Origin of the sequence: Alteromonas sp. MB-3u-76 (assembly GCF_002831605.1) — a bacterium.
Lineage (GTDB): Bacteria > Pseudomonadota > Gammaproteobacteria > Enterobacterales > Alteromonadaceae > Alteromonas > Alteromonas hispanica.
Genome location: NZ_CP025115.1, coordinates 3037840 through 3064574 on the forward strand (window position 1 = coordinate 3037840; position 26735 = coordinate 3064574).

22 protein-coding genes are annotated in these 26735 nt (G+C 42.9%); 11 read left to right on the top strand and 11 right to left on the bottom strand.

Annotated features, from left to right (window positions below; all coding sequences use genetic code 11):
• The first annotated feature begins 3 nt into the window (after positions 1-3).
• The 4 genes from CW735_RS13605 (at position 4) to CW735_RS13615 (ending at position 5342) form a co-directional block, all read left to right on the top strand.
• A complete protein-coding gene (locus CW735_RS13605) occupies positions 4-2589 on the top strand; it encodes an ABC transporter permease (RefSeq protein WP_198520973.1) in 2586 nt (861 codons plus the stop codon).
• Between the two features lie 49 nt (positions 2590-2638).
• Positions 2639-3816 (top strand): IS3 family transposase gene (locus CW735_RS13610; RefSeq protein ID WP_100970927.1). Its coding sequence is split into 2 segments (ribosomal slippage): positions 2639-2888 and positions 2888-3816, totalling 1179 coding nucleotides; the frame shifts between segments, so codons are not numbered across the junction.
• Between the two features lie 15 nt (positions 3817-3831).
• The gene (locus CW735_RS19590) at positions 3832-4002 is read left to right on the top strand and encodes a hypothetical protein (RefSeq protein WP_157812697.1); all 171 of its coding nucleotides are present in this window, start codon (positions 3832-3834) and stop codon (positions 4000-4002) included.
• The gene (locus CW735_RS13615; RefSeq protein ID WP_232368285.1) at positions 3999-5342 is read left to right on the top strand and encodes a lipocalin-like domain-containing protein; all 1344 of its coding nucleotides are present in this window, start codon (positions 3999-4001) and stop codon (positions 5340-5342) included. Before CW735_RS19590 ends, CW735_RS13615 begins: the two co-directional genes overlap by 4 nt.
• A 21-nt stretch (positions 5343-5363) precedes the next feature.
• Here the strand turns inward: CW735_RS13615 and glsB are convergent, their stop codons facing one another.
• The 3 genes from glsB to CW735_RS13630 all read right to left on the bottom strand — a co-directional run bounded on the left by glsB (position 5364) and on the right by CW735_RS13630 (position 9051).
• Positions 5364-6272: a glutaminase B gene (gene glsB / locus CW735_RS13620; RefSeq protein WP_071981317.1), complete on the bottom strand. Its 909-nt coding sequence runs from the start codon at positions 6270-6272 to the stop codon at positions 5364-5366.
• Positions 6273-6434: 162 nt separating this feature from the next.
• The gene (locus tag CW735_RS13625; RefSeq protein WP_100972632.1) at positions 6435-7802 is read right to left on the bottom strand and encodes an alkaline phosphatase; all 1368 of its coding nucleotides are present in this window, start codon (positions 7800-7802) and stop codon (positions 6435-6437) included.
• A gap of 289 nt (positions 7803-8091) precedes the next feature.
• A complete protein-coding gene (locus CW735_RS13630) occupies positions 8092-9051 on the bottom strand; it encodes a chemotaxis protein CheV (RefSeq protein WP_100972634.1) in 960 nt (319 codons plus the stop codon).
• Between the two features lie 422 nt (positions 9052-9473).
• Here CW735_RS13630 and CW735_RS13635 point away from each other — a divergent pair, with 422 nt between their 5' ends.
• The 4 genes from CW735_RS13635 (at position 9474) to CW735_RS13650 (ending at position 15911) form a co-directional block, all read left to right on the top strand.
• Positions 9474-11069, top strand: coding sequence for an isocitrate lyase (locus CW735_RS13635; RefSeq protein WP_100972636.1), 1596 nt, complete (start codon positions 9474-9476; stop codon positions 11067-11069).
• A 303-nt stretch (positions 11070-11372) separates the two neighbouring features.
• Entirely contained in the window at positions 11373-12317 is a 945-nt protein-coding gene (locus CW735_RS13640) for a LysR family transcriptional regulator (RefSeq protein ID WP_071980190.1), read from the top strand.
• A gap of 318 nt (positions 12318-12635) precedes the next feature.
• Complete coding sequence (locus tag CW735_RS13645) at positions 12636-14828, top strand: malate synthase G (protein ID WP_100972638.1); 2193 nt, start codon at positions 12636-12638, stop codon at positions 14826-14828.
• A 222-nt stretch (positions 14829-15050) separates the two neighbouring features.
• Positions 15051-15911, top strand: coding sequence for a patatin-like phospholipase family protein (locus CW735_RS13650; RefSeq protein ID WP_232368286.1), 861 nt, complete (start codon positions 15051-15053; stop codon positions 15909-15911).
• 1 nt (position 15912) lies between these two features.
• Here CW735_RS13650 and CW735_RS13655 read toward each other — a convergent pair whose 3' ends face one another.
• From CW735_RS13655 to CW735_RS13675, 5 genes are all read right to left on the bottom strand, one after another.
• Positions 15913-16908, bottom strand: coding sequence for an NAD-dependent epimerase (locus CW735_RS13655; protein ID WP_100972642.1), 996 nt, complete (start codon positions 16906-16908; stop codon positions 15913-15915).
• An 11-nt stretch (positions 16909-16919) separates the two neighbouring features.
• Positions 16920-18005, bottom strand: a complete 1086-nt coding sequence (locus CW735_RS13660) for a nucleotidyltransferase family protein (protein ID WP_100972644.1) — start codon at positions 18003-18005, stop codon at positions 16920-16922.
• The gene (locus CW735_RS13665) at positions 18002-18856 is read right to left on the bottom strand and encodes an HprK-related kinase A (protein ID WP_100972646.1); all 855 of its coding nucleotides are present in this window, start codon (positions 18854-18856) and stop codon (positions 18002-18004) included. Before CW735_RS13665 ends, CW735_RS13660 begins: the two co-directional genes overlap by 4 nt.
• Positions 18847-19089, bottom strand: a complete 243-nt coding sequence (locus CW735_RS13670) for a hypothetical protein (RefSeq protein WP_100972648.1) — start codon at positions 19087-19089, stop codon at positions 18847-18849. Before CW735_RS13670 ends, CW735_RS13665 begins: the two co-directional genes overlap by 10 nt.
• Before the next feature lie 70 nt (positions 19090-19159).
• Complete coding sequence (locus CW735_RS13675; protein ID WP_100972650.1) at positions 19160-19963, bottom strand: hypothetical protein; 804 nt, start codon at positions 19961-19963, stop codon at positions 19160-19162.
• Between the two features lie 237 nt (positions 19964-20200).
• Here CW735_RS13675 and CW735_RS13680 point away from each other — a divergent pair, with 237 nt between their 5' ends.
• Positions 20201-21850 carry an FAD-binding oxidoreductase gene (locus tag CW735_RS13680; RefSeq protein ID WP_100972652.1) on the top strand — a complete coding sequence of 550 codons (1650 nt, stop codon included), beginning with the start codon at positions 20201-20203 and terminating at the stop codon, positions 21848-21850.
• Between the two features lie 22 nt (positions 21851-21872).
• On the opposite strand, the gene CW735_RS13685 is transcribed toward CW735_RS13680, so the two are convergent.
• Entirely contained in the window at positions 21873-22649 is a 777-nt protein-coding gene (locus CW735_RS13685) for a S1 family peptidase (RefSeq protein WP_071980199.1), read from the bottom strand.
• Positions 22650-22685: 36 nt separating this feature from the next.
• On the opposite strand from CW735_RS13685, the gene CW735_RS13690 reads away from it, so the two are divergent.
• A complete protein-coding gene (locus tag CW735_RS13690) occupies positions 22686-23435 on the top strand; it encodes a YdcF family protein (RefSeq protein ID WP_100972654.1) in 750 nt (249 codons plus the stop codon).
• A gap of 122 nt (positions 23436-23557) precedes the next feature.
• Positions 23558-24385: a PEP-CTERM/exosortase system-associated acyltransferase gene (locus tag CW735_RS13695; RefSeq protein ID WP_100972656.1), complete on the top strand. Its 828-nt coding sequence runs from the start codon at positions 23558-23560 to the stop codon at positions 24383-24385.
• A gap of 70 nt (positions 24386-24455) precedes the next feature.
• Here the strand turns inward: CW735_RS13695 and CW735_RS13700 are convergent, their stop codons facing one another.
• Both CW735_RS13700 and CW735_RS13705 read right to left on the bottom strand, forming a co-directional pair.
• Positions 24456-25298 (bottom strand): Npun_F0296 family exosortase-dependent surface protein, encoded by an 843-nt coding sequence (locus CW735_RS13700; protein WP_071980202.1) that lies wholly within the window; start codon positions 25296-25298, stop codon positions 24456-24458.
• A 372-nt stretch (positions 25299-25670) separates the two neighbouring features.
• The gene (locus tag CW735_RS13705) at positions 25671-26642 is read right to left on the bottom strand and encodes a PEP-CTERM sorting domain-containing protein (RefSeq protein ID WP_071980203.1); all 972 of its coding nucleotides are present in this window, start codon (positions 26640-26642) and stop codon (positions 25671-25673) included.
• Positions 26643-26735: the final 93 nt, after the last annotated feature.

Here is a 26735-nt window from a genome sequence, read left to right on the forward strand (position 1 = left end):
ATCTTGAAAAGAACATTAGCGCTAACTCTAAAAACCCTATTGGCGATGTCGCGGGTGCGGCCGTGGGAGCCATTGCTCATCATGTTCGCCATTATTTTAGCCAACGCTGGGCTTATCACTGTACTGCTTATTAATGAGGGCGCGTCGCAAGGTGAACTTGTAAACGGGCAAAGCTCTCTGTTTAGCGGCAGTGTTGTTACCGCAAGCGAAGGCTATACCCTCACCAAGGCCCACTATGCAAAAGCAAGAATAGGCGGAGCCACCCAGCTGATTGCCTTCGCTCAAAAAGAGTACCCTTTTTATTGTGAGCAGTCTGATGACAATATCAATAGAACGGACACCAATAGAGCCGATGCCGATAGAGCTAAAGCTTCCGTGCGCTCACTCATCTTACTCGGCATAGACACACAAGTGTTATACAGCTACCCGTTTGATAATACTAATGGCGAAAATGGTAGAGAGAGCAGAGACAGCACCAAAAATATAGCTAACTCAGGTATCGGCCTGTTTAACGGTATAGCTAATCAAACTGCCTCCACATTAAAATATGAACAGGTCGCTCCTGCGATAACAGCAGGCGTACACCCTTTAACCATGGCGAAACTGGCCTGCAACAACGTGTCGATTGCAAAAACAGACATCGCGGCGACAACATTAAACCATGCAACACCGCGCTTTCGATTAGGTATAAGCACTGCAGTACCTAAAGACAACATATTAGTTTCTATTGCAGATTTTTATCGTCAGGATGTCACTACAGAAACCTTGCCACTTTCAGGGTTTATTTCGTTAACGCCTTTATCAAAAGAACAGATTAAAGATCTAAAAAGCATTATTCCCGTGCCCATCAATGTGCAGCAGCTGAATAATTCACAGCAAGACACCGGCTCGTTGCCCGACAGTTTTAAGCTTAACCTGTGGGCAATGGGAGCGCTTATGGCGGTGGTGGCACTTTTTATTGTGTTAAACGCATTGAATTTAATGTATCGCACACGACTTCCCAACATAATAAGGCTTAGACAGCTTGGTATAGCAAGCCGGTACTTAACGATAGGGCTACTCATAGAGCTCTTTTTATATTGCTTAGTGAGTGTTCCCATAGGATGTGCTTTAGGTTTTTATGCAGCGTCTATGCTGTCTCCCATTATTAGCGGAACATTTTCTTCATTGTTCGACGCGGTATTTGTAACACCCGATGTTAGCTTGCTTACAACCTTGTCTTTATCGGTGTGCATTACTTTTTTGGCGTTAGGTATTTTTGCTCTGCTGCCTGCGAAGCAGCTTTCAGGGGCGCTTTCAGTTAACAATGTAAAAGCCGCACCTGCATTTACTAAACGGTTTGTGCTTAGCATTACGCTAGCTGGATTAAGTCTGTTACTTGTTGCCCAATGGTTTGTGTCATCAACACTGCATGCTCTTTTATTTGTTGCATTGTTGCTGCTGGTTAGCTGTACGCTGGTGATTTTATGGCTGCCCTTGCTGGCAAACTGGGTGATATCTATCACCCCCACCCACAAGCCTGTATTGCATTTTATTATTGCCAGCACGGCTCAACTTTCCTCTCGCACAAAACTGGCAGTGTGTGCCTTTTTCATTGCGCTTACCGCCAATATTGGAATGAACGTTATGACCGACAGCTTTCGCTCGGCAACAGAGAGCTGGTTAACACAACGTCTTTATGCACCAGCGTATCTATACACAGACGTACCTCTTTCTGAAATTGCGCTGCCTGAAGGCGCAGTAGCCACGCCCCTTTTAAGACTTCAGGGTAAATTAGCAGGCAATAAACTTGAAAGTTCGAAGGCAAACGCATTTGCTGTATCAATAAGCAGCTACCCTACTCATAACGAGGGGAAGCTGGCATTTGTGGTAGATAGCGAAGTGCAGAACGCATGGACAAAATTTGAAAAAGGTAAAGGTGTCTATATAAATCAGCAGCTTGCATTTGCTCACGATATAGAAATTGGCGATACGCTTACAATAAACAGCATTGCCGCTGAAAACGTTGCCTCTGGAAATATTGCTTCTGGAAACACGTATTCCAAAATGACGAATGACCATTATTTCAGTAGTACGCCGTCGTTTAATGTACTGGGTATCTATCCTGACTATGGCAGCATGCGCTCACAAATCTTACTTCCACTCTCCCAGTTCAACAGGGCTACTATTGGCGATGAAGCTTTCTCTGGAGTGCTTGCAATTTCGTACAATAATGAGGAAATGTCAGCTTACCTATCGAATACCGACATACTGGATGCTCAGGGAAACTTATTCACCAGAGACGAACTACTCAGGCTTTCCATGGATACCTTCGATAAGACCTTTATCTTAACTGACGGGCTTAATATTACTACGCTGCTAGTGGCCGGCATTGCGTTTGCCGTCTCTTTGAGCATATTGTCGCTAAGCAATGCTTCGTCACTGTCTGTGTTGCGGGCACTTGGTGTGAGTAAAACTAGGGTAAAGTTAAGCTTGCTGGGACAATATATTTTCTTGTGCATACTAACCGCCTTACTTGCGGTGCCATTTGGCATTTACCTCGCCTATGTCTTTATTTTTCAGGTAAATAGGCTGACGTGGTCCAATTGAATTGACCAGTCCAGTTAAGAGTATAATATCAGCTTAACTGGAGAAAGAGATGCCTGAAAGAAAGCGTTACACCAAAGAATTTAAACTCGATGCGGTTAGTCTTGTGCTTGATCAAGGCCATAGCAGAACCGATGTTGCCAAAATGTTAGATGTTAACAATCAGATGATCAGTCGCTGGGTCAAGGAATACCAGCAAGATGATGATGGGCAAGCATTTAGGGGCAACGGTAAATTAACACCAGAGCAAGAAGAGATCCGTCGACTTAAAGCGCAGGTCAAACAGCTTGAAATGGAAAAGCGCATATTAAAGGAAGCGACGGTCTTTTTCGCCAAGGAAACGAAATAAAATATCGTTTCATCGCGCAACGTAAAAAGACCTATCCAGTCGATTTAATGTGTCGACTGTTGGGCGTGAATAGAAATGGCTTCTACCGGTATATGAAGAAGCAGGAATGGCCGCAGACGCAGAAGGATAACGAAAAAGCTGAGATGCTCGAATGGATTGAAGCCATAGATGTTGCGAGTGAGCATACATACGGTAGCCGCAGAATGCAGCGAGCATTGAACTGTTTAGGTTATCCAGTAGGCCGACAGCAAACGCGGCAGTTAATGAAAGAAGCCAACGTAAAGGTTCGATACAAGAAGAAGTATAAAATCACCACCAATAGTGATCACGACAAGCCCGTATTCGACAATGTACTCAACCGTGAGTTTGACGTTAACGCACCGGACCAAGCGTATGTTTGCGATATTACCTACGTCTGGACACGTGAAGGTTGGTTGTATTTAGCCGTGGTTATTGATCTGTTCTCGCGGAAGGTTGTGGGCTGGAGTATGGGTTCACGAATGAAGGCCAAGCTTGTTTGCGATGCACTGACAATGGCGATTTGGCAACGTCGCCCGAAGCCAGGATTGATTGTTCATTCTGACAGAGGAAGTCAGTATGCAAGTGACCAGTATCGTCGATTATTGAAAGGCCATGGTTTTATTGGCAGCATGAGTCGAAAAGGCGACTGTTGGGATAATGCCGTGGTAGAGAGTTTCTTCGGTACACTGAAACAAGAACGTGTGCATTGGAAGTCATATCAAACCCGTCTCGAAGCACAGCAAGATATCTTGCAGTACATCGCGATGTTTTATAATCCGATGCGGTTACATTCATACTTAGGATATATGAGTCCGAATCAGTATGAAGTGGCAGCATTGAAACAGAAGAAAGTAGCTTAACTGGGTTGGTCAATTTTGGTTGACCACGTCAGGCTGGCTTTTAACTGGGTTTACCCCCTTTCGATTGATGCTGGCGTTATTATTACAAGCGTAGCCGTGTCTCTTGGCATTATCTGCCTAGTTATTGCGCTTCCGCTAGGCAGAATGAAACCTAAAGTCGATTTACGTCAGGATACCCCACTGTGATTTTTCAAAGTGCTAAACAAACTGTTCTTAAGCAATCTGCTCTTAAGCAATACATTGTCAAACAAGTGAAGCGGGCCTGTGTCGTCATTTTTTCTGCGATAACACTACTATGCGCTGCCTGCACAGATAACACTGGCGAACGCTCTGACTCCGCTGACGGCTCTCATTCCGCTGAAGGCTCTTATCTCGCTGAAGGCTCTAACTCCGCTAAAGGCTCTGCCGAATCAGCCGACACAGGGCCCTCGCAGTTTTTTGGTGCTTTTTCACAAGAAACTGAAAATGTGTACATGCCTGTAAGTAAGGCACGCCCCATGACACTGCCAGAAGATCACAAAAGTCACCCAGAATTCCAATTAGAATGGTGGTATCTCACCTTTGTGTTAGAAGATAAGAAGAATAACGAATATGGCCTTCAATACACTTTATTTCGCTTCAGCAATGCGGCTGATAGCATGGTGAAAACTGCATGGTCTGAGCCTCAGCAGTGGATGGGGCATGCTTCTTTGCACAGCAAAACCAAACATTACTTTGAAGAGCGATTGGCCGCAGGAGGAGTAGGCAACGCCTTTGTCAAAACCTCTCCATTTAGCGCTGTAATAGACAACTGGTCTTGGACATCTGAGGGGGCATCGCCCTTCCCCGCCGCTCTTGCTTTTTCAATTAACCAAGAGGTTGATGTGGCGTTATCGCTATCAACTTACGGACCTTTTATAAAGCAGGGAGAAAGTGGCTATAGCAAAAAAACACAAAATGAGCAGCTTCGCTCTTATTACTATAGCCAGCCTTTTATTGATGCAAACGGCACGGTTACTATCAACAATCAATCATTTAACGTAAAAGGCCTGGGTTGGTACGATCATGAATGGACAAGTCATCTTGCTAACGACAGTGCCATGGGCTGGGATTGGTTTTCACTGCATTTGAATGACGGGAGTAAGCTAATGGCTTTTCGCATGCACTCGCTAGACGACAGCCAAATTGCCAACAACACAGCCAGCGACACAAGAAGAACACAAAACGAAATTTATACAACGGGAACTTACATTACCAAAACTGGTAAAGCAAAAACCTTGCAGCAAAACGATATACACATTCGCCCGTTAAAAAGAGAGAGAATTGTTACTGAAAAAGCCTCAGACAAAAACAACACTAAGCATGAAGCTGAACATAGCGTGCCAACGTCTTGGGAGATTTCCATCCCCAGTAAAAAGCTTAAGGTAAACGTGGCTGCATTTAAAACTGGGCAGTGGAACCACAGTTTATTTCCCTACTATGAAGGGCGAGTATCAATCTCGGGAACTCACGACGGCAAGGGTTTCATGGAACTAACTGGATATTAATTTGCAAAAAAGCAGTAGCGCCTAATAAATAGACCAGTTAATCCGCTCACTTAGCGAAGTTAATGCTGCTACGCCAAGCTGCGAATTACCCACACTATTTAGCGCTGGCGAAAATACGCAGATAGTAAAACGCCCGGGAACCACAGCAACAATGCCGCCACCTACGCCACTTTTACCCGGCAGACCTACTTTAAAGGCAAAACTTCCGGCTTCATCGTACATGCCGCTTGTGGCAAGTAATGCATTAACTTGCTTGGTTTGATAAGGCGTTAATACCTGTTCGTCGGCACACGCAGACTTACCACTATTGGCGAGAAAGCTGATTGAGCGAGCTAAGTCTTCACAGCTCATTTCCAAAGCGCAGTTGTGAAAGTAATTGTGAAGCACATCTTCAACTTCATTTTCAAAATTGCCGTAAGCTTTCATTAAGTAAGCCATTGCTGCATTGCGTGAGCGATGTTGAAACTCAGATTCCGCAACCACTTTATTCACCATTATCTCGCCATTGCAAGACAAGCGACGCACGAAATCGCGCATGGCAATATGCGGCGACGCAAACCGCGACTGCACCATATCGCTTACCACCAGCGCACCAGCATTAATGAATGGGTTTCTTGGCAGTCCATTTTCGTACTCAAGCTGCACCAGTGAGTTAAATGGAAGGCCCGAGGGCTCGCACCCAACTCTATCCCACATGGTCTCGCCGTAATGGTTAATGGCCAGTACCAAGTTAAATACTTTGGAAATACTTTGAATGGAAAAGGGAACTCCGGCATCACCGATTGATGTGATATGCCCTTGAATATCACATATGGCAATGCCGAACTGACGAGGGTTAACGGTAGCAAGCGCGGGTATATAGTCGGCAACCTTTCCCATACCAAGCATGGGTTCTACTTCGTTATAAATATCTTGAAGTAGCGCTCGCATATCGTCATTCATCAAGTTATGTCTTCCCTATTTTACGTATTTAGAAACCCTATTCAGCCAATTTTGCCGCCAATGGTGCCGCCAACTTTACCGCTACGTTTGAGCAATAAAGCCGGCCAGGTAGCATTGTTAACGCTAATCAGCCCTAGTGCTCAAATTAATCTAAGGCGCTGCTTTTGATACGGACTTTTCTTCTAAAAGGCCGAATATTTTCTTAGCGATATCAGTATTGTCTATTTGCCCGATAAACGATGTGTATCCCGCACCGAACGCAAATACTTCAACATCAACGCCAGTGTGACCAGACGTTGTCCACCCTGTATTGGTTTTCACGTCAAGAAATGACTTAATAGCAGAGTAACGGGTTTCTTCATCTTGATCCGATACGCTGTCCAACATAGCAAGCTCGTCGCTTGTAAGAGAAAGCCCTAACTTTTCAGCTGCGTACTCAGCAGACATTTCGTTATCCACCATGCCTTTTGCAATTGTGCGTGCCGATGCCGACATCTTATGCAAATGTTCCGGGCTCCAACGATAGTCGCCTCCAGCTCCAATTGTTAGGCCGCCAGTACTGTGGTCGGCGGTGAGCACAACAAGCGTATCTGGGTTATCTTCAACATAACCACGCAAATACTCTATGGTTTGCGCCAAGTCATGCATTTCGGCCATTGCAGAGCCAATATCATTGGCATGCCCAGCCCAATCTACCTGGCTTGCTTCTACGAGCAAAAAGAACCCGTTATCGTTTTCAAGATGCCTAACAGCCTGCTTAGTTAAATAAGCTAGGCGATCTTTTCGCACATCATCGAGAACTGCGGGCAATGCAACCGGTGCGAATAAACCAATTACGTTGCTACCTTTGGGCACATCAGCAAGGTTTTCATAAGAATCTGCGTACTGATACCCATCGTTGATGAATTGGGCAAGAATATCTCTGTCTTCGCGCTTAAAGTAGGTAGTTCCACCACCTAACATGACGTCAGCCACTGGCTCGCCATTCACTTTAATGTCGTAAAAATCGTTGGCAATGTCGTTGTAGTTTTTGCGGCTTTCATTGTGGGCAATGTAAGAAGCAGGCGTAGCATGAACTATTTGCGATGTAACCGCCAAACCGGTTCTCATGCCTAAGCCCTTCGCATAGTGCATTACTGAATTTACTGGCTCCATTTCTACATCAACACCAATAGCGCCATTATACGACTTGGTGCCGGAGGCCAGCGCTGTAGCCGCAGCAGCTGAGTCGGTAACATAGCCTGATACATGTGCAGGGTGAGTAGATGCATTACCCACTAAGATATCATCGAAAACCACTTTTTCTATTTCAGGGGTATTTTTATCATCTACAAAGTTGCGATAAGCAGTGGTATACGCAGGGCCCATTCCATCTGCAACAACCATAATGATATTTTTGGGAGTGTTAGTTGCCACCGTTTTATCGATATTATTATTTGGCTCAGTAACTGTGCATCCAGCGAGTAATGCGATAGAGGCGCTGCTTACTAACGACGCACGAACAACTTTTTTAACCATGAATAGCTTCCCTGAGTAAGTAACATGCACATATCAGGAGGCTCATAGCAAAAACTGACTACAGCAAAACCTGAAAGCGCAAACCGTTACGCAATAATTTAAATAGATACTAGGGCGTGTTGATCTTTGCTGTACATTTAACCCAAAACTCGTACAACAAAGGTGAACACGCCCTAGATAGAAAGAATGTTTTATAGCAGGAGATTGTAAAGCACACAGGCATTAACCACAAAACTTTAAGATAAGTCAGCGATTACTTGCGAGTAAACAGCGGTTGGTACGCTAAACCTTACTCACCGTGTTCTGCAAGGTACTCTCGCATGCGTTGCTGCGCAACATCGACCAACATGTCGGGTTGGAATTTAGATATAAAGCGATTGCATCCCACTTTTTCCACCATCGCATCGTTGAAGCTGCCGCTTAACGATGTATTTAATGCAATAAAAAGAGCACTCATTCGCGGATCACTTCTCACTTCAGCGGTAAGCCTGTAACCGTCCATTTCTGGCATTTCAGCATCGGTGAACATAAGTAGAATCTCATCCACGGGGTTCTTGCCCTCATCGGCCCACTGCTTCAACAGCGCAAGCGCTTGAGCACCGTTTTTACGTTCAATAATGCTTATACCTAACTGAGAAAGCGTATCGTTTATTTGTTTTCTAGCAGTGCTGGAGTCATCCACAATCAATACTTTCTTGCCAACAAAGTGGTTAACAATTTCGGTGTCGAGTATTTCTTCTGATATAGAGATATCGTAATCGATGATCTCAGCTAGCACCTTCTCTACATCGATGATCTCCACCATCTCATTTTTACCTTCAACATTCACCTGCGTGATGGCGGTAAGATAATTAGACTTACCCATGCCACTTGGCGGGGGCTGAATGGTATCCCATGATGTATTCACAATGCTTTTCACCTGACCAATGATAAAGCCCTGCACGCTGCGGTTGTATTCGGTAATAATCACGTTTCTGGCGATTTCATCGGTCGCTGCACCGCGCATTTTTATTGATTGGCGCAGGTCGATAACAGGAATGGCGCTGCCCCTATAATTCATTACTCCCCGTAAGTTATCGTGAGAGCCCGGCATTGAGTTTAGCTTCGGCATATTAATAACTTCTTTTATCTTAAAAACGTTCATCGCGAATATATGACGTGTACCTAGCTGAAACATCAATAGTTCCAGTCTATTTTCACCAACTAACTTGGTTCTTTGGTCAACAGACGACAATACACTTTTGCTCATACTACTCACTTTTACTCTGTTTAAAGATGCCTAAAATTGAAGCCGCAATAGACATTTGCTATTACTTTGCTGTTACTTTGTTTTTAGAGTGTCGCAACTTTCCATATATACCCTAACTATAGCGTTAAACATAGGAATCTTCCTGATAAATTAAAATACCGAAATCTTGTAAGTGCGGCTCCTGCTTTTCTAAGTTCAATTATCGCGTCTAACATAGCCTCTAATATAGTCTCTAATATAGCCTCTAATGTCGCCCCCATTCACAAAATAAATGACCGCAATGCAAAATATATATTTCTATTATTCACACAACCCCACTAGGATGAAATGGAACTCGCGGAAACGCCCTACAGCTTGCACATAGTGAATGACAAAAGCGCGTTATACGTAAAAAAATATAAACATAGACGGGAGAGACGCTCATGTCGCAATACCAACAAGATATTGATAACTTCGCAACATTGAAAGCAGCACAAAAAGGCACATGGGAAGGCATTAACCCAGAGTATGCCGCTCGTATGAAGCTTCAAAACCGTTTTAAGACCGGTTTAGACATCGCTCGCTACACTGCCGCAATTATGCGTAAAGATATGGAAGAGTACGATGCAGACTCATCGCAATACACACAGTCTTTAGGTTGCTGGCATGGTTTTGTAGGCCAACAAAAAATGTTGTCGGTTAAAAAGCATCAGGGTACAACAAGTAAAAGCTACCTTTACCTTTCTGGCTGGATGGTAGCGGCACTTCGCTCAGAGTTTGGACCTCTTCCAGACCAGTCGATGCATGAAAAAACTACCGTTTCATCGCTTATCGAAGAGCTTTACACTTTCCTACGCCAGGCTGACGCAAGAGAACTAGGCGACCTTTTCCACAAACTAGACGATGCCAAAGCAAACGGCGGTGACGTGGCTGCTATTCAAGCAGAAATTGAAAACTACGAAACACACATTGTTCCAATTATTGCCGATATCGATGCAGGCTTTGGTAACGAAGAAGCGACTTATTTACTTGCAAAGCAAATGATTGAAGCGGGTGCATGCTGTATTCAAATTGAAAACCAAGTATCTGATGCCAAACAGTGTGGTCACCAAGACGGTAAAGTGACGGTTCCTCATGAAGACTTCTTAGCAAAAATTAACGCAGTACGTTACGCGTTTCTTGAGCTAGGTGTAGACGACGGCGTTATTGTGGCTCGTACAGATTCACTTGGTGCAGGACTTACTCAAAAAATCCCAGTGTCTCAGTCTGAAGGCGATTTAGCTACACAGTACAACGCGTTCCTGAAAACAACTGAAGTAAGCGGTGCCGACGATGTTAACGAAGGCGACCTTCTGCTTAAACAAGGTGGTAAGTTAGTAAAACCTGAGCGCCTTCCAAATGGCTTGTTCAGATTTAAAGACGGTTCTGGTTTCGACCGCGTGGTACTAGACTGTGTTACATCGCTACAGCACGGTGCAGATTTACTATGGATTGAAACTGAAAAGCCACATGTAGGTCAAATTGCCGAAATGGTTAACGCTATCCGCGAGCAAGTACCTAATGCGAAACTAGTTTACAACAACTCACCATCATTCAACTGGACACTTAACTTCCGCCAGCAAGTATTCGATGCTTGGAGCGAAGAAGGTAAAGATGTTTCTGCTTACAACCGTGCGGGCCTTATGGCTGTGGAATACGACGATACCGAGCTTGCAGCAGTTGCTGATGAGAAGATTAAGAGCTTCCAAGCTGATGCAGCACGTGAGGCAGGTATTTTCCACCACCTTATTACGCTTCCAACTTACCACACTACCGCCTTGTCTACAGACAACCTAGCGAAAGGCTACTTCGGCGAAGATGGTATGTTAGCTTACGTTCGCGGCGTGCAGCGCCAAGAAATTCGCCAAGGCCTTGCGTGTGTTAAACACCAAGCGATGGCAGGTTCTGATTTAGGTGATACGCACAAAGAGTACTTCTCTGGTGATGCGGCACTTAAAGCATCGGGTGAAGATAACACCATGAACCAGTTCGACGTTTAACGGAAAGTTCCCAACCTTTCCTTTACTGGGCACCTTCGGGTGCCCTTTTTTATGAGTTTAGAAAATCTATATTCATAACTCTTATGAAATATATATTTACATACACGTTAAATAAGCTCCTTTGCCCAGCTAAATAATCAAAAACTGTCGCCAACTCATATTACAATAAAAAATAACAACAGCATTTCATATAGTTAGATTTAAGCGTAAAAAGCAGCATAAGACTAAACGCTTATCTGACAAGCGCTGTAAAACCCTTTATAATACGTTTTAAATATCATCTTCATAAAGAGCATTCCAACTATGAATATAGCGAAGGTCGACCTTAATTTACTGGTTTACTTAGACGTTTTATTACGTGAGGGCAGCGTTACAAAAGCGGCTAACCAGCTCAGCATTACTCAGCCCGCTATGAGTAACGGCTTAAAACGCCTTCGCGACCTGTTTAAAGATCCGCTCTTGGTAAGAACAAGCGATGGAATGACGCCCACTAAACGTGCACTAGAACTTCAGCCAATCATACGAGATGTATTAGGACGTTTAGAAAGCTCTATTCAGCCAGAAACCGAATTCGATCCACTAACCAGTGAAAGAACATTCCGCATAATGACTAGTGACTATGCAGAGAGCACTCTTTTACTCGAGCTGGTAGGCAGACTTGCCGAGTTAGCGCCTAATATTACGCTGGATTTAATTACGCCGAGCGACGTAACCTTTCACGATGTTGAGCAGGGCAAAGTAGACATGGCAATAAACCGCTTTGACGAACTGCCTCTTTCATTCCATCAGAAAGTAGTTTGGTACGACACGTTTAGCTGTGTAATGAGCGCCGATCACCCCTTAGTGCAACGCTGCGATTTAGAGAGTTACTTGAACGCCCAGCATATTTGGGTAAGTAAAACAGGCTTCGGTGTAGGAGTAGGTATCGATCCTAATGAAGTACAAAAGTTAGGCTGGGTTGATGCAGAGCTAACTAAGATAGGAAAACAGCGTGCTATTCGCGTGTTTACCCGCCACTATCACGCTGCGCTTCAAATTGCGAAAAAACAAAAGCTTATTGCTACATTACCTAGTAAAGCAGCGAAGTTATTCAAACACGATCCGGACGTGGTAATTAAAGAGCCTCCTTTTGATATTCCGCCTATTGCATTGAAGATGGCATGGAGCGCTCTGCTTCATCACGACGCCGGTCACATTTGGCTGCGCAGGTTAATTAGCGACGTTGCCAGTGAAATGAATGCCGTGTAATTGCACATCGAAATAGGGAAAGCGATAACATTCACCCAGATTATGACAAAGATACAAACCATAAATTAAAAAACTATCTCTAGACGCACTACACTCTAGGCTATGTACTGTTTAAATGTTCGCTGAGTTTATTGGGCAATTTGGAAACACGCCAATGATGAACTCGGCTCTAAGCCAAGTACTGAATTAAGTTAAGTACCGATAAGTTAAATATCGAACTAGGTTAAATATCGATTGGCTACTTTATTCTGTAACAGCCTAGGCAAAAACACAGCAGTAAGAATACTTACCTATAAAAAACAACGTATAGAGGTAGTTATGCAAGGATATATCACTCGCGGCCGTCTACAGGTTGCAGAACAACTCGATAATTTTATTAATCAGCAGGCCATTGTAGGCACGGGCGTGCAGCAAGATACGTTCTGGAAAAGCGCTGAAGCACTCTTTGCAGAGCTCATACCTCAAAATCGTGCGCTGCTTGAAAAGCGTGAACAGCTCCAGCTTGCCATCGACGACTACCATAAAGCGGGCAACCCTGCGTCGGGAAGCGAATACACAGCATTCTTAAAGAAAATTGGGTATTTGGTAGAGCAACCCAAAAGCGTAACCGCAACTACAGCGAATGTAGATGCGGAAATTGCCACTATGGCGGGGCCACAACTGGTAGTGCCCATCAACAATGCTCGCTACGCACTAAACGCCGTTAACGCCCGTTGGGGAAGCTTATATGATGCTCTATACGGCACAGACGTTATAGGTACAGAAGACGGAGCCGAACCTGGCAAATCGTATAATCCTGTGCGCGGCGCTAAAGTAGTTGCGAAAGCGAAAGCCTACCTAGACAGCATGATCCCCCTTGCCAAAGGTAGTCATGCCGACGCCGCAGAATACAAAATAGAAACGGGTAAGCTATCAGTTCGCCTAACAGACGGTGATATCACTACACTGGCTAACACAGAACAATGGCTGGGCTATCAAGGTGATATTAACGCGCCTTCAGCACTGCTTTTTGCTCACAATGGTCTTCACTTTGAAATTCAAATAGATCCTACTCATCCCATTGGTGAAAGTGACTCAGCCAATGTGAAAGATGTACTGGTTGAAGCTGCCTTGACTACTATTATGGACTGCGAAGATTCGGTGGCAGCCGTAGATGCTGAGGATAAAACATTGGTTTACAGCAATTGGCTAGGCCTAATGAAAGGCACACTAAGCATTGAAATGACAAAAGGTGGTAAAAGCATAGTTCGAGCAATGCACAGCGACCGTGTATACCACCCATCAAAGCATGCGGCTCAGGAGACAACATCTCAAAGCGAATTAGTGTTATCAGGTAGAAGCTTGATGTTCGTTCGTAACGTAGGTCATTTAATGACAAACAACGCCATGCTGTTCGATGGTGAAGAAGTGCCAGAAGGGATTATGGACGGGCTTATCACTTCTCTTATTGCTAAGCACGACTTACTCGGCAACAGCGAGTTTAAAAATAGCCGTGAAGGTAGTGTTTATATTGTTAAGCCTAAAATGCACGGGCCAGAAGAAGTGGCGTTCTCCAACGTATTGTTCGAACGTATTGAAGACATTATTGATGTTCCACGCAACACGCTTAAAATGGGCATTATGGATGAAGAGCGCAGAACCAGCGTTAACCTTCAAGCTTGTATTGCCGAGGCAAAATCTCGCGTTGTGTTTATCAATACTGGCTTTTTAGATCGCACCGGCGATGAAATACACACCTCTATGCTAGCTGGGCCGTTTGCAGAAAAAGCAACATTGAAAACCATGCCGTGGATTAAAGCCTACGAAACGGCAAATGTAGCCGTTGGCTTGCGCTGCGGACTATCTGGTAAAGCTCAGATAGGTAAAGGTATGTGGCCAACCCCTGATGAAATGCAAAATATGATGGAGGCCAAAATTGGTCACCTTAAAGCGGGGGCGAATACGGCATGGGTACCCTCTCCTACTGCTGCAACGCTGCACGCACTGCATTATCACGATGTAAACGTATTTAATGTACAAAAGCAGTTAGATGAAAACTTCGATGGTTTAAGTGACATTCTTACTATTCCGCTTTTAGAAGACACGTCAAGCCTAACTCGTGACGGAATAAAGCGTGAAATCGATAACAATGTTCAGGGAATTTTAGGCTACGTTGTTCGCTGGGTGCATCAAGGTGTAGGCTGCTCGAAAGTGCCTGACATTAATGATGTGGGCTTAATGGAAGACAGGGCCACGCTGCGTATTTCTTCGCAGCACATTGCCAATTGGCTAGAGCACGGCATTGTAAGCGTTGATCAGGTGAAAGAGTCGCTCTCTCGTATGGCTGTGTTAGTAGACGAGCAGAACGCGGGCGACCCAGAGTATATACCGATGGCGCCAGACTTAGAAAACTCTATTGGCTTTCAAGCTGCTAGCGATTTAATTTTTAAAGGGAAAGAACAACCATCTGGTTATACCGAGCCTTTACTGCATGCTAAACGCCGTGAGATGAAAGCTAAACTGGCTAGCTAGTTTTTTCGAGAGTAAGAAAGCAGGGAACTACAAAGACGGGCGCCATAGGACGCCCGTTTTTTAGTTGTAAAACACAAGAGTAGCCTAGCCCTTGGCGATAATAATTGCTTCCAATTAGTGGCTATTTACCTTGCCTACACTATGATTAGATAATTCATTGTAATTACCTACTTTTACAATGCATTTTGCAGTAAACCTGAGACCAGTATGCTAAGAAAACCTATGCCAACAGAGCCTGCGCCTCGCACCCACATCGTTCCTATATTTTCTGGTGGAGGAACCCGGTTAAGTGCGCACATTGGTATATTAAAAGCGCTGCAAGATATGAATATAAGCTTTTCAACATTGGTAGGTGTCTCGGGAGGCTCCATCGTTGCTGCGTTGTTTGCCAAAGGCTATTCCGTTGAGCAAATGCGAGAGTTAGCCCTTAATACCGATTTCAAACAATTTACGGCGTTCTCTATTTTCCGTTTACTCCGGGAAGGCGGTCTTTCATCTGGCGATGTATTTCAGGAATGGATTGATGAGCAACTAGAGGGTGCCACTTTCAACGATATGCCCATGGCATTGAATATATTAGCGACCGATGTAAATGGCGGCGGGCCGGTTCTGTTTAACCGCACTACTACACCGGACATGAGAGTATCCGAGGCAGTTCGCTATTCTATGTCTATTCCGCTCATCTTTTCGTTTAAGCCTTTTAAAGAATACCTACTGGTAGACGGCGCTATACTGTCTGAAGACGCTCTTTTTGAAGACTGGCAAGGCGACGGCACGCCCTCCGTGTGCTTTCGACTACAAAGCACCAAGCAAAAACGTAGAGAAATAAAAAAGAGCGTATTACAACTTCCCCAATATGTGGGCATGCTAATACGCACTTTCATGACAGCCATGTCGAGGGAGTATGTAAATGCGCGCTACTGGCACAACACAGTGGTCGTGAATACAGGCGAAATATCTGCGGTTGATTTTTCACTCACGCCAGAGATTAAAAACGCCCTTTTCGACCTTGGATATTCTACGACTAGGGAGTTTTTGCCCATAAAATATGCGGAGTATGTTCAAAGTAACAGGCGATCATAACCTAGTTTGAATAGTAACTTTTATACCACTGTGCAAACTTTTCTACCCCTTCTTCTATCGACGTCTTAGGTTGATACCCGGTCAGTTCAGTCAATCGAGATACGTCTGCATAGGTATCTGGTACATCACCCGGCTGTATAGGCAACAAGTTTTTACTTACCGTGCTATCAAACGCTTTTTCCATCAATTCGATAAAGCTAAGAAGATGCACTGGCGTTTGAGCACCTATATTAATTACTTCATATTTATCGCCAGAGATATTTGTGTTAGAACCTTTGCAGTCGACTCTATCTAACGACCTCACTATACCCTCAACAATGTCATCTATGTATGTAAAGTCTCGTCTATGCTCACCATAATTGTAAACATCAATACTTCCTTTTGATGATATTGCTTTGGCAAACTTCATGGGGGCCATATCTGGTCTGCCCCAAGGCCCGTATACAGTAAAAAAACGCAGGCCGGTTGTCACTAAGCCATATAAATGGCTATAGGTATGTGCCATCAACTCGTTAGCTTTTTTGGTGGCGGCGTAAATACTAACCGGATGATCCACATTATGCTTTTCAGAAAAAGGCATTTCTTTATTTGAGCCGTAAACAGAACTTGAAGATGCATAAACCAAGTGCGGAATATTGGTATGCCGACATCCCTCTAAAATGTTCATAAAGCCAACGACATTACTATCAATATACGCGTTAGGGTTTTCAAGAGAGTAGCGAACACCAGCCTGAGCTGCTAGGTGAATAACGCCATCGAACTTTTGCTGCTCGAAGAGTGCAGCCATACCTTCGCGGTTTTCCACACCCATTTCAATAAACGAAAAACGAGGTGAGGCGCTCGATGACTTAATTTCGGCTAGCCGTGCATGTTTTAAATTTACATCGTAGTAATCGTTAATATTGTCAATACCGACTACCTCGTCACCGCGGTTAATCAGGTATTGAGATACGGCTGCGCCAATGAAGCCGGCTGCGCCGGTGACTAGAATTTTCATTAAGCTTCCTTCTAATCAAAATGATGTTTGCCAAGCAACAAACTTACAACGCCTCTGTACGACTTAATACCTGCATGTGGTATCAGAATCTTTAAAGGCATTTTTTTAAGGTGACCACGAATAAACATAATAAAAGCACATACCTTAGTTTGAATTGTATCAGTTAGTCTGTGCCTTAAAACCACACAATGGGACAGCACATACCTTACGAAAAGCTTTTCTTTTAAATTTATACTCAGTAAACCATTTAACTGCCTTGAATAGGGTCTTTCGTATTTAAGCTCGAGCAACAACAGACAATAGACTAATTCAGACTTAAATCCATATTGCTTTGCTATTTCCAAAACATTTTCAAGTTTTTTTTCATTAAAAGCTAAGTCTATCAAACATTTGATGTCCCAAAAGTCTCTGAATGGCTTATCGTAGTCTTCGTTGTAAAAAAAATGAATTATACAATGCAGTAACCTCCACTCTAAAGGGAGGATGTAGAGCCCTTCGTGAACCTCAGCAGAATCCAAGATATGCTCTATTGGAACTCGCTTACCAGTGATGGGAGGAATTAACGTATGGTGAATGTCCAGCGTAGTTCCAGATTCATGATGGTAGTAAGGTGGGAGCTCATGACTCCATTTGCGATAGTAATTGTCGTCGTAATCAGAAACCTCTTTTTCATGCCAGCCATGCTCTTTCAGTTTCATTTCAATATCTGGCAAGTATGCTTTGGTAACCAATATATCGACATCTGACATCAGTCGACCTTGCGCGTTTTTATCCTTCGCAATTGAATATGCTGCGCCTTTTAAAAACGTTGGATAGATTTTAATCTCATCTAATAGGCTAGTTAAATTATGCGCCTCATTTATTACTTGTTGAGACTGCCTATTACTGTACGTCCTAGCGGAAATGAGGTGCTTTTGTGCGTAATCTGATTCTATTGGAACACCATAGATAGCAATTGTGCTTGCAAGAGTAGCGACTAAATCGTTGTACCTCAGTATCCTAAAAAGGTCTTGCCATTGAATATCGTCAAGACTGCACAGTAATGTAGGCTCCTCTAAACACCGTTCAACAAAATTAGGCTCTATACAAAACGTCAATCTATCAACCCACTCAAGAAAGGAATAATTTGCTCAAAATCTGAATAGTTAACACTATAACCTTCAGACTGCCTCACTATCTCTTCAATAGTTTTAAAGCCACTCACGCCCAAAACACTATAATTAAAACTATTTTTGACAAGTAAAGCAAAAAGTTGCATTGAATTTAACTTATTTATTGCTAACTGGGTGTTAGCTTTGTACTTCGGAGAAACGACAGCACATATTTTACTTGGAGCAAATGTTTGAAATTGCGTAAAGTTCGACGTCTTTAAATGAGCGACACTCCCCTTTTGTGTGCCCGTCGTGGTATTAGAAAATACTGAATGGGGGACCGCTTCTTTAATTATATCTATGGATTTGTTTTTGAGTGACGCAGGACGAAAGATTGGATTTACGGTATTGCTTTCAAGGTCAACAATAGCCAATTCATCAGAAAATAAATTCCAACCTTTTAAGCCCATAAATGCCGATAGCGTGCTTTTCCCTGAACCTTGCGAAGCTGGAAACAATATCGCTTTTCCGTCCCTCTCTGCGACCGCTGAGTGGATCAGGAGATGTCGATGGTCAAAACTACCAATGCACCAATTCATTGCCCATTCCATCGAAGGAAGACACTTCATCACAGGTACTGGGTTAAAAATGCGTTGACCGTCTAGAGACAAAACTCGTTGAGTTCTAAAAAGCCGCCTAAGCAGTCCGCTACCGAGTAAATCGATGGTGTAATCGACAGGCTCGTTCCAAGAATCTACAAGTCCACTATCATAGAGCAATGTTAACTGGTTGAGTAAAAAACGAGGTACGCCAGTAAACCGAAACTTATACAAGCCGGTGTCTAAATTTACATGCATATTGTTGTTAAAAAGCCACTGTTTTTAAGTTCTGCTAGCAACTCTGTTAAGAGTGGATCCTTTTTGGCTGACTTGTTACTTGCCTCCCAATCCACTTTATTATTCCGAACCACAAGATATTTTACCGACGAATGAGAGACAAAAACAGTTTCACCAGAAACAATAATAAAAAAAATAATGCCAGAAAAATCTGGCATTAATGCATAAATAATTTCGTCGTGTAACTTTAGCACTTTAAGATATCGATCCTATTCACATTGCACATGCTATTTGCGGACCTCACCAAGATCCTTCCAGCATTTTTCAAAATGTGCCGTGTGATACTGATAAATCATTATCGTTCCAGTATTGTGTGGTAATACTATCAGACAATTCTAAGTCATCAGGCATTGGGAAACGTGGCGTTCCATCTCTATTCTCAGTGTTGTTTTTCAATGCATAAGTAACGGCTGTAGACCCCCAAAAATCCTCCATAATATTATCAGCTGTCGGATTAATCGCCGTATCCCAATTAGATAAGCCGTAATGTGCATTCAGATACATAGCCGCTAAATCCATTAGGCTCCCGCCCGTAACGGTCTTGTCGAAAACGTCTTCCAGATTAAATTCAATCATTTCTACCGTATTACCATCGCCCAACACTACTGTTGTATCACGCATAAACTGGGCAACGGCTTTGATACGCCTTAAATTGGTTGCCTCACCAGCGTCACCAAATATTTTCTTGATTGCATGGAGAGCATGCTGAAGGCCTGTAGTCTCCGTTGAATCATCTATACTAGTTGTTGAATTCTTTTTAAAAGAACCAGAACCACGACCATTATTCTTCTTAACATCATCGACAGAGGCAATAGTACTGAAAGTACTAGCAGTATCAGTTGAAACACCACTTGCTTTAAAAGTTAACTTCTGCCATGTACCGGGTGACCAACCACCGTCGACTTGTGGCACAGTGCACGTGACCGCTACAACTCTAGACCCACCTGAAATGCCACTTGCATTGCATGCACCCCACACAGATTGGGCGGGTAAAGAACTGAAAATTACGCCAGCACCAACGCGTTTTACAAACGTTCTGCGACTATTTTTTACAACTGGGTCGGTCATTATCAGATCCTTTTCTTAAACAAGCATTCACCAACAGAATGAAAGCAAATTTCGAGCCACTATTTTTTTATTTTTTATTCAAGGACTTAAAAAAAATTGTGCACACCTTTCTTTTTTTGTAAAAAAAGTAGACAGGATAATACCTCGCATAAACTAACGAGTAAATGGCATTTACAATTGCTTTTGAATGATTCAATGCTTATTTTAGGCTATGGTTTTAGTTTGTTATAGGCGTTTATGGAACAACTTTCGGTCGAAATCAAAAATTTACTACAGCTCTCCGCTGAACATGTTGTTACTAATTTTGCCACCAGCAATACTGAAGCATTCTCTGAAGTACCGCATATTCTGGTAAAAATTACTATCAAAGAGCAAATTTACTCGTTGATAGAACTAGCGAACAAGGTTTCTAACTGTTCAAAACGTCGCTTTTCTATATATCCACTAGCAACAGGTAAGAATTGGGGTTATGGCTCTGCATTGCCAAGTACAATTAATGGCGACGTGGTATTGCTCGACCTTTCTGCACTTAACGGCATTAATTACTTCGACAAACAAAATGGCTTAGTGACGATTGAGCCAGGCGTTACTCAACAACAGCTTTATTACTTTTTACAAGAGCAAAACGCCCCCTTTATGGTGCCAGTTACGGGAGCAGGTCCTACTACCAGTATTCTCGGCAACGCTCTAGAACGAGGGTATGGGATTACGCCAATTGCCGATCATTTCACTGCTGTTACTGCCATAAAAGGTTATTTGGCTGATGGGAGTTTTTACGAATCTTCGTTACAAGCGATGAGTAATACCGCAAATTCAAATGGTGAAGAGTGTTATGTAGACAAGACATTCAAATGGAAGCATGGCCCCTACCTCGATGGCATTTTCACTCAATCTGGCAATATGGTAGTCACCGAAGTAACCATTGCTTTAGCAAGAAAAAAGCCCGCTTTCGATTCTTTTTACATGCGCTTTTTTGATAAAGACAGTTTCGAAACAGCATACGGCGTAGTTCAAGATATCTTCCAAAATTTAGAAGGCGTTGTAGGCTCCATAAATCTAATGGATAAACGCCGCGTGGCCGCCATGGTGGCAGAAAACCCACAAGGCCCAGGCAACCACGCTGTCATGACAAGCGAACAAGTTAACAGCATTGCTAAAAAATACGATGTTCCAGAATGGACAATAGTGGGCACTATATACGGCACAAAAGCGGTAGCGAAGGCAGCCAAAAAAGATGTCAAACGAATTGCAGCTAAAAAAGCAGACCAGCTTCTTTTCTCAAATAGCTTACTGGTTAGCATGGGCAAATTTGTGACTGAAAATACAAACTTTTCTTTTTTATCTAGCGCGAGAGAACAGTTAGAAAAGCTGTCGGCTGGTATAGAAGTTATGCAAGGCAAACCAAGTCAAGTTGCGTTACCCTTAGCATATTGGAGAAACCCTCGGATAAAGCCAGACAAAACCCGAATAATGAACCCTGCAGAAGACGGATGCGGCTTACTGTGGTACGCCCCTTTAGTTCCAGCAAAAGCAGATGCTATGAAACAGTTTGTTGATATGATTAGAACTATTGCACCTCGGTACAATATTGAACCAATGATTACGTTTACAAACTTGAGTGGCATTTCAACAGACAGTACCATCCCAATTGTGTTTGATAAGGAAAACCCTCAAGCAACAAAAGATGCACATGACTGCTTAGATGCGCTGGTCACAGAAGGGTTAAAACATGGGTTCATTCCGTATCGCCTTAACATAAAACAGCAACAAGCACTCAATGCGGATAGTACGTTTTGGAAAACTGCCGGCAAAATCGCTCACGCGTTAGATCCAAACGGAATCATCAGCCCAGACAGATATAACCCATATAAAATTAAAGACAGTTAGCTATAATTTTTTGGAAACAACGCTACAAATTTCGTTTTTTCAAAAGGGCATTCACGTGCTTAATCGGAATAGCATAGCTAATACCGCTAGGTGCAGATAGAGCAGACTCTTTACCTTGGCTGACAAAAACCTTATTAATTACCCCAACAACTTCGCCCTTTTCAACACTATAAACTGGGCTACCCGAGTTTCCAGGATACGCAGTAGCATCTAGCTGATACACCATCTCTGGTTTATTTAAGCGATTGAGCATAGCAGAAGTCAGTTGATTGGCGTTCTGAGCAGGTATAGCGTCGGGTGTTATTGCTGATACCATACCTTTGTGTGTTGCAGGGTAAATACCTAAAGCCGCGCCAATAGGAAACCCGGTAAAGGCTACATCAGTGCCAGGTTTAAGCATTGTGTCAGACGCTAGCATAGCGCTTGGTAATGAACCATCAAACTCGAGAAGCGCTAAGTCGTGCAGCGGATCTATTTCTAAAACCTCTGCTTTAAATGCTTGTATTTTTGTTCCTTTTCCTGTTATCACAACGTAATGCTGAACTATTTGAGGATCGAGTATTTTGGACACCACATGATAGTTAGTTACAGCACGCTTTCCATCTGCAACCACAAAACCAGTACCTAAAACCTGATTACCACTGTTTTCTAAAGGTGTGTACAACCCTATTGCAACAACTGACGGTGTGACTGTTTCAACAACTTTCGTAAATTCTTTAGAAGCCACCTGACATGTGCCAAAAATCAACAAAAGAATTGTTATTCGCATACGTTTCATAAATAACGTAGTCTCACACATTATGAACACCCCGATTAATTGTGTTTTGGTAAGGATATGGAACTTCTCAAACTTGTAGCTCTGCAGCTAATAACACCACTGAAGCTATCATTAATACTGTTAGTGCTATCTTTAATACTTCAAGCCATTTCAAAACAACGTATCGCAACATTCACAAAAAGAGTAGCGTTATTTTGGGTATTACTTTGGTCTCAACCATACGCAAGCGATGTATTACTGCATTTTGTTGAATACAAACCCGAGCCTAGAAACGAGCAAGCTTTACAGAAGCCCGATTATATACTCATACTTGCTTGTTACTACAGCACGCAAGGTTACGTGCCTGAAATTAGCCGATGGGCGGAGTGCTCACTGCAACGAAACGTAGAGGGAGTGAGGCTTCACAATAAATCGCAAGCGCCCATTATTATTACTGGCGGCAACTTTCTACACGACAGTTCAATAAATTACAGCGAAGTGGCTCATGACTTCTTTACCTCAATGAATATCGATAAAAATAATCTGATTACAACAAATGAGGGTACAAATACCCATGAAGAAATCTTATCAGCAACACAATATCTCGAGAATAAAAACATTTGGGTAGTTTCATCTGCAACCCATATCTATCGCTTAAAAAGAGAACTTGCTGGCATCACAGCTAGTACCACATTCTTCGCTGTTGATTACCATAGTAAAGGCAGTTTAGAACCATACCTGACATTGCCATCGCAAAGTGCATTAGAAAACGCGAGAGTAGCTATGTATGAATTAATGGCTAGGGTGAAATTTACCCTTAATTATTAATAGTTTATTTTCAAGGCAATTTGTAAATTAGACTAATTAATAGTTCTTTAATTGTATATTAATTTTATTACGATCTGCTAAGCTTACGGTAATGCAGTGAACATGGAAATTTGCATAAAAATATGAGTAGCCCGAAACAAAAGAGCGTTTTAGATAGAGTGTCTGAGCTTGTCGGCAAGAACAACAGGCTAGGTAAACTCATCTCTGGTTACAGTAAACTCAAAGAAGCTAATTATATTTCCTCGCACTTTTCTACTTACCTCACACCCACCATTGCAAGTAGCGAAGAGCTAAAAAACGAGGTTTACAGAATAAGACACAATGTTTACTGCGAAGAGCTAGCTTTTGAACCTATTCGCGAAGATGGGCTAGAGCTTGACGAGTTTGATGCATTCTCTATGCATTGTTTGATTCAGCACGTCAGCTCCCAAAATTATGCGGGCACTGTGAGAATAGTTAGGCCTACTGAAGAACACCAAAAATTACCCATTGAAAAATACTGTTTAAACTCTATTACCCATGAAGAGCTAAACCCAGCGAATTTCGCAAGAGAGGACATTTGTGAAGTATCTCGTCTTGCAGTACCAAAAGCATTTAGAAGACGACAAATGGACGACCATGACGGAGCAGCTGTGGGTATTATAAATCAGCAGTCCTACTCTGAAACAGAGCTTAGGTGCTTCCCTTTTATCGCTGTTGGGCTTTATTTTGCAGCTGCAGGTATGGCTTTAGAACAGGGGATCAAGCATGCGTATGTGATGATGGAACCCCGGCTAGCACGCAGTATGGGTTTTGTAGGCATAAAGTTTCAGCAAATTGGGCCCGTGGTAGATTATCACGGCAAACGAGCGCCTTATTACATCAATCAAAAACTGCTAAACACTAGCCTATCGCCCAGCTTTGCAAAAATGCTAAGTGATATAAGAACTGGCATCAGCAGAAATCACTAAAAATTTTGAGCTAAAAAATTCCAAAAAAAACATCCACACTAGTGGATGTTTTTTTATGATAAATCGAGATTTAGCTTTTTATCTTGCGGCGGCGTAATCCGGCCATGCCTAGCAGTGCTAAACTAGAGAGCGCGATAGTAGAGGGGCCAGATACCGGTACGGGTGTATCAAAACCAACCACAATATTATCAACTTCACCTGCAACGCCAGTACTGTTAATCACTACTTTGGTGAAAGACTCTCCAGCTTCGAAAGCAACATTTACATAAACATTCGAGCTATCGGCTAACTGATTACCAGAGTTTCCGTTCAATTTGTCAAGCAAAGACTCTCCAGTTATTTCAACAATTAGGTCGTCCCCGTTGAAAAAGGAAAAGTCGTTGTAATCATCAACTGACCCCCAATAAAAACCGAAATAATTTATTCCTACTGTTGTATTAAGTATATTCCCAGCGTTAGTCAATAAATTTGTATAATCAAGTTCTACACTACCAAGAATACCATTTTCTGCTGGTGTGTAGGCGAAGCAAGTTTCATCATCTGCAGGAGCCGCCGCAACGCCACTTTTTCCAGTGGCGCGAACTTCAAACGAGCCAGTTCCACCTACAGTTATTCCCGCACCAGTAGAGTTGATGGCGCAACCAGCACTATCAGCTGGATTGTTAAAACCCTCCGTCCCATCGAGAAATCCATTCATCGCAGTTGCTGCGTCAAACGTTTCTATAAAATAGCCGTTGACGCCAAATACTCCGTTACCATTAACAGCCTGAGTGGGGTCTATAAACTGGCTGGTTTTACCAGAATTGTCGCCTGCAACATCAAAATCAAACGTAATCAATGCTGCTTGTGATGAGAGCGCAGCACCGCATAACAATGCGGCGATACCTGTTTTTAAAAATTTTAAATTTGACATAATTATGTCCTTTGTCTGTTTGCCCAAGATCTTCTTTACTTCTCATAAGACAGCTGCATAAGCCGTTCCAAGTTGTTTAGCTAATGTTTTTTAAGCATAAAAACAAAGGCAGACGGCACACGGCAGTATATTTGTAAAAAATATGAACACTTTTTATACAGACAGATAGAGCACGATTATGAAGCAATGCGACAAAACTATTTGAGTTGTTTTACAAATAAATGGCCATCCATTGGCTATCAACTAAATTCTTATAGAAGTACTAATATTCAATGCTTGTGTGAACCGCCAAACAAAAAATCCCCAACAGCATAGCTGGCAGGGATTCTATTTAAAACGCTCCACGCGGAGCGCTTTTGCTCTTAGTGGCGTTTAGGCTTTCTTGTTTCTGCGAACAAGACCCATACCCATTAACGCAAGTCCGAATAAGCCTAATGTTGCTGGAGTTGAGACGACGTTTGCAGTCAAATCGCCACTATTTCCACTTGCAACGTCAGTAGTTCTCAAGTTCGAGTCAAAGAAAGAAGCACTAACGCTAAACGCGAACGCGTCGAAATAATTTACAACCGTTGGTACCATACCTTGACCCGGCACGAAACCGAACTCGTTAAAGTCTGCTCTAGTTAACGAGTTAGAGACTATGTTGCCGTTAGCTATACCTTCGCCAGGCGCTTCATCTGCGATATCAATTGCTGTCGTCAATTCGCCTTCCGCAATACCACCGTAATAAGCAACGTTCACTCCGCCCACTGTTCCACCAGTTTCGGCATTGTAGTTGGCATCAACAAAAGCGCCAGATAAAAACAACGTGTCCGATGTGCTATCAATGAAGCTTGTTAACGCGCTTTGGTTAAGAGTTCCGTCACTGTTGCGAAGAAGAGCCTCAGCGCTTGGTGTCGATAAACCCAACGAATCAACTAACCAAACATTAAAGAATGAATCAGTTAGCGACAGATCTAGTGCGTTATCAAAAGGACCTCGATCATTTGCTTCTACTATCTCCAAACCACCAAACTCAAACACAAGCTGGCAAGAAGGGCAAAGTAGGTCGCCAGTATCGACATTGTTGTTGATTATACCGAAGCCTTCTAAGTTTAATCCAACTAGGCCATCTGTGTTAGCAAAAGTCATGTCTTGGCTGACGCTAATCAAGTCACTGATATTTACAATTGAGCCAGAAGAATCAGAATAATATTGCACCAGGTTTAAACCGTTATTAACGTTTCCTGTATCGCCGCTCGGAGTTGCTGGGTTTTGCACACTCACTCCACCAGGAAGAAGAATTGGCTCTGCCGCTACAGAAGTTGTAGCAAGCATCGCCGCTGCGATTAGTAACTTTTTCATTTTGTAACTCCGTACATTAAACGATATTTTCGTAACTTAGATATGCCATTAGCGTGCCAAAAATTAAGTTACTGATATCAAGACTATTTTTAT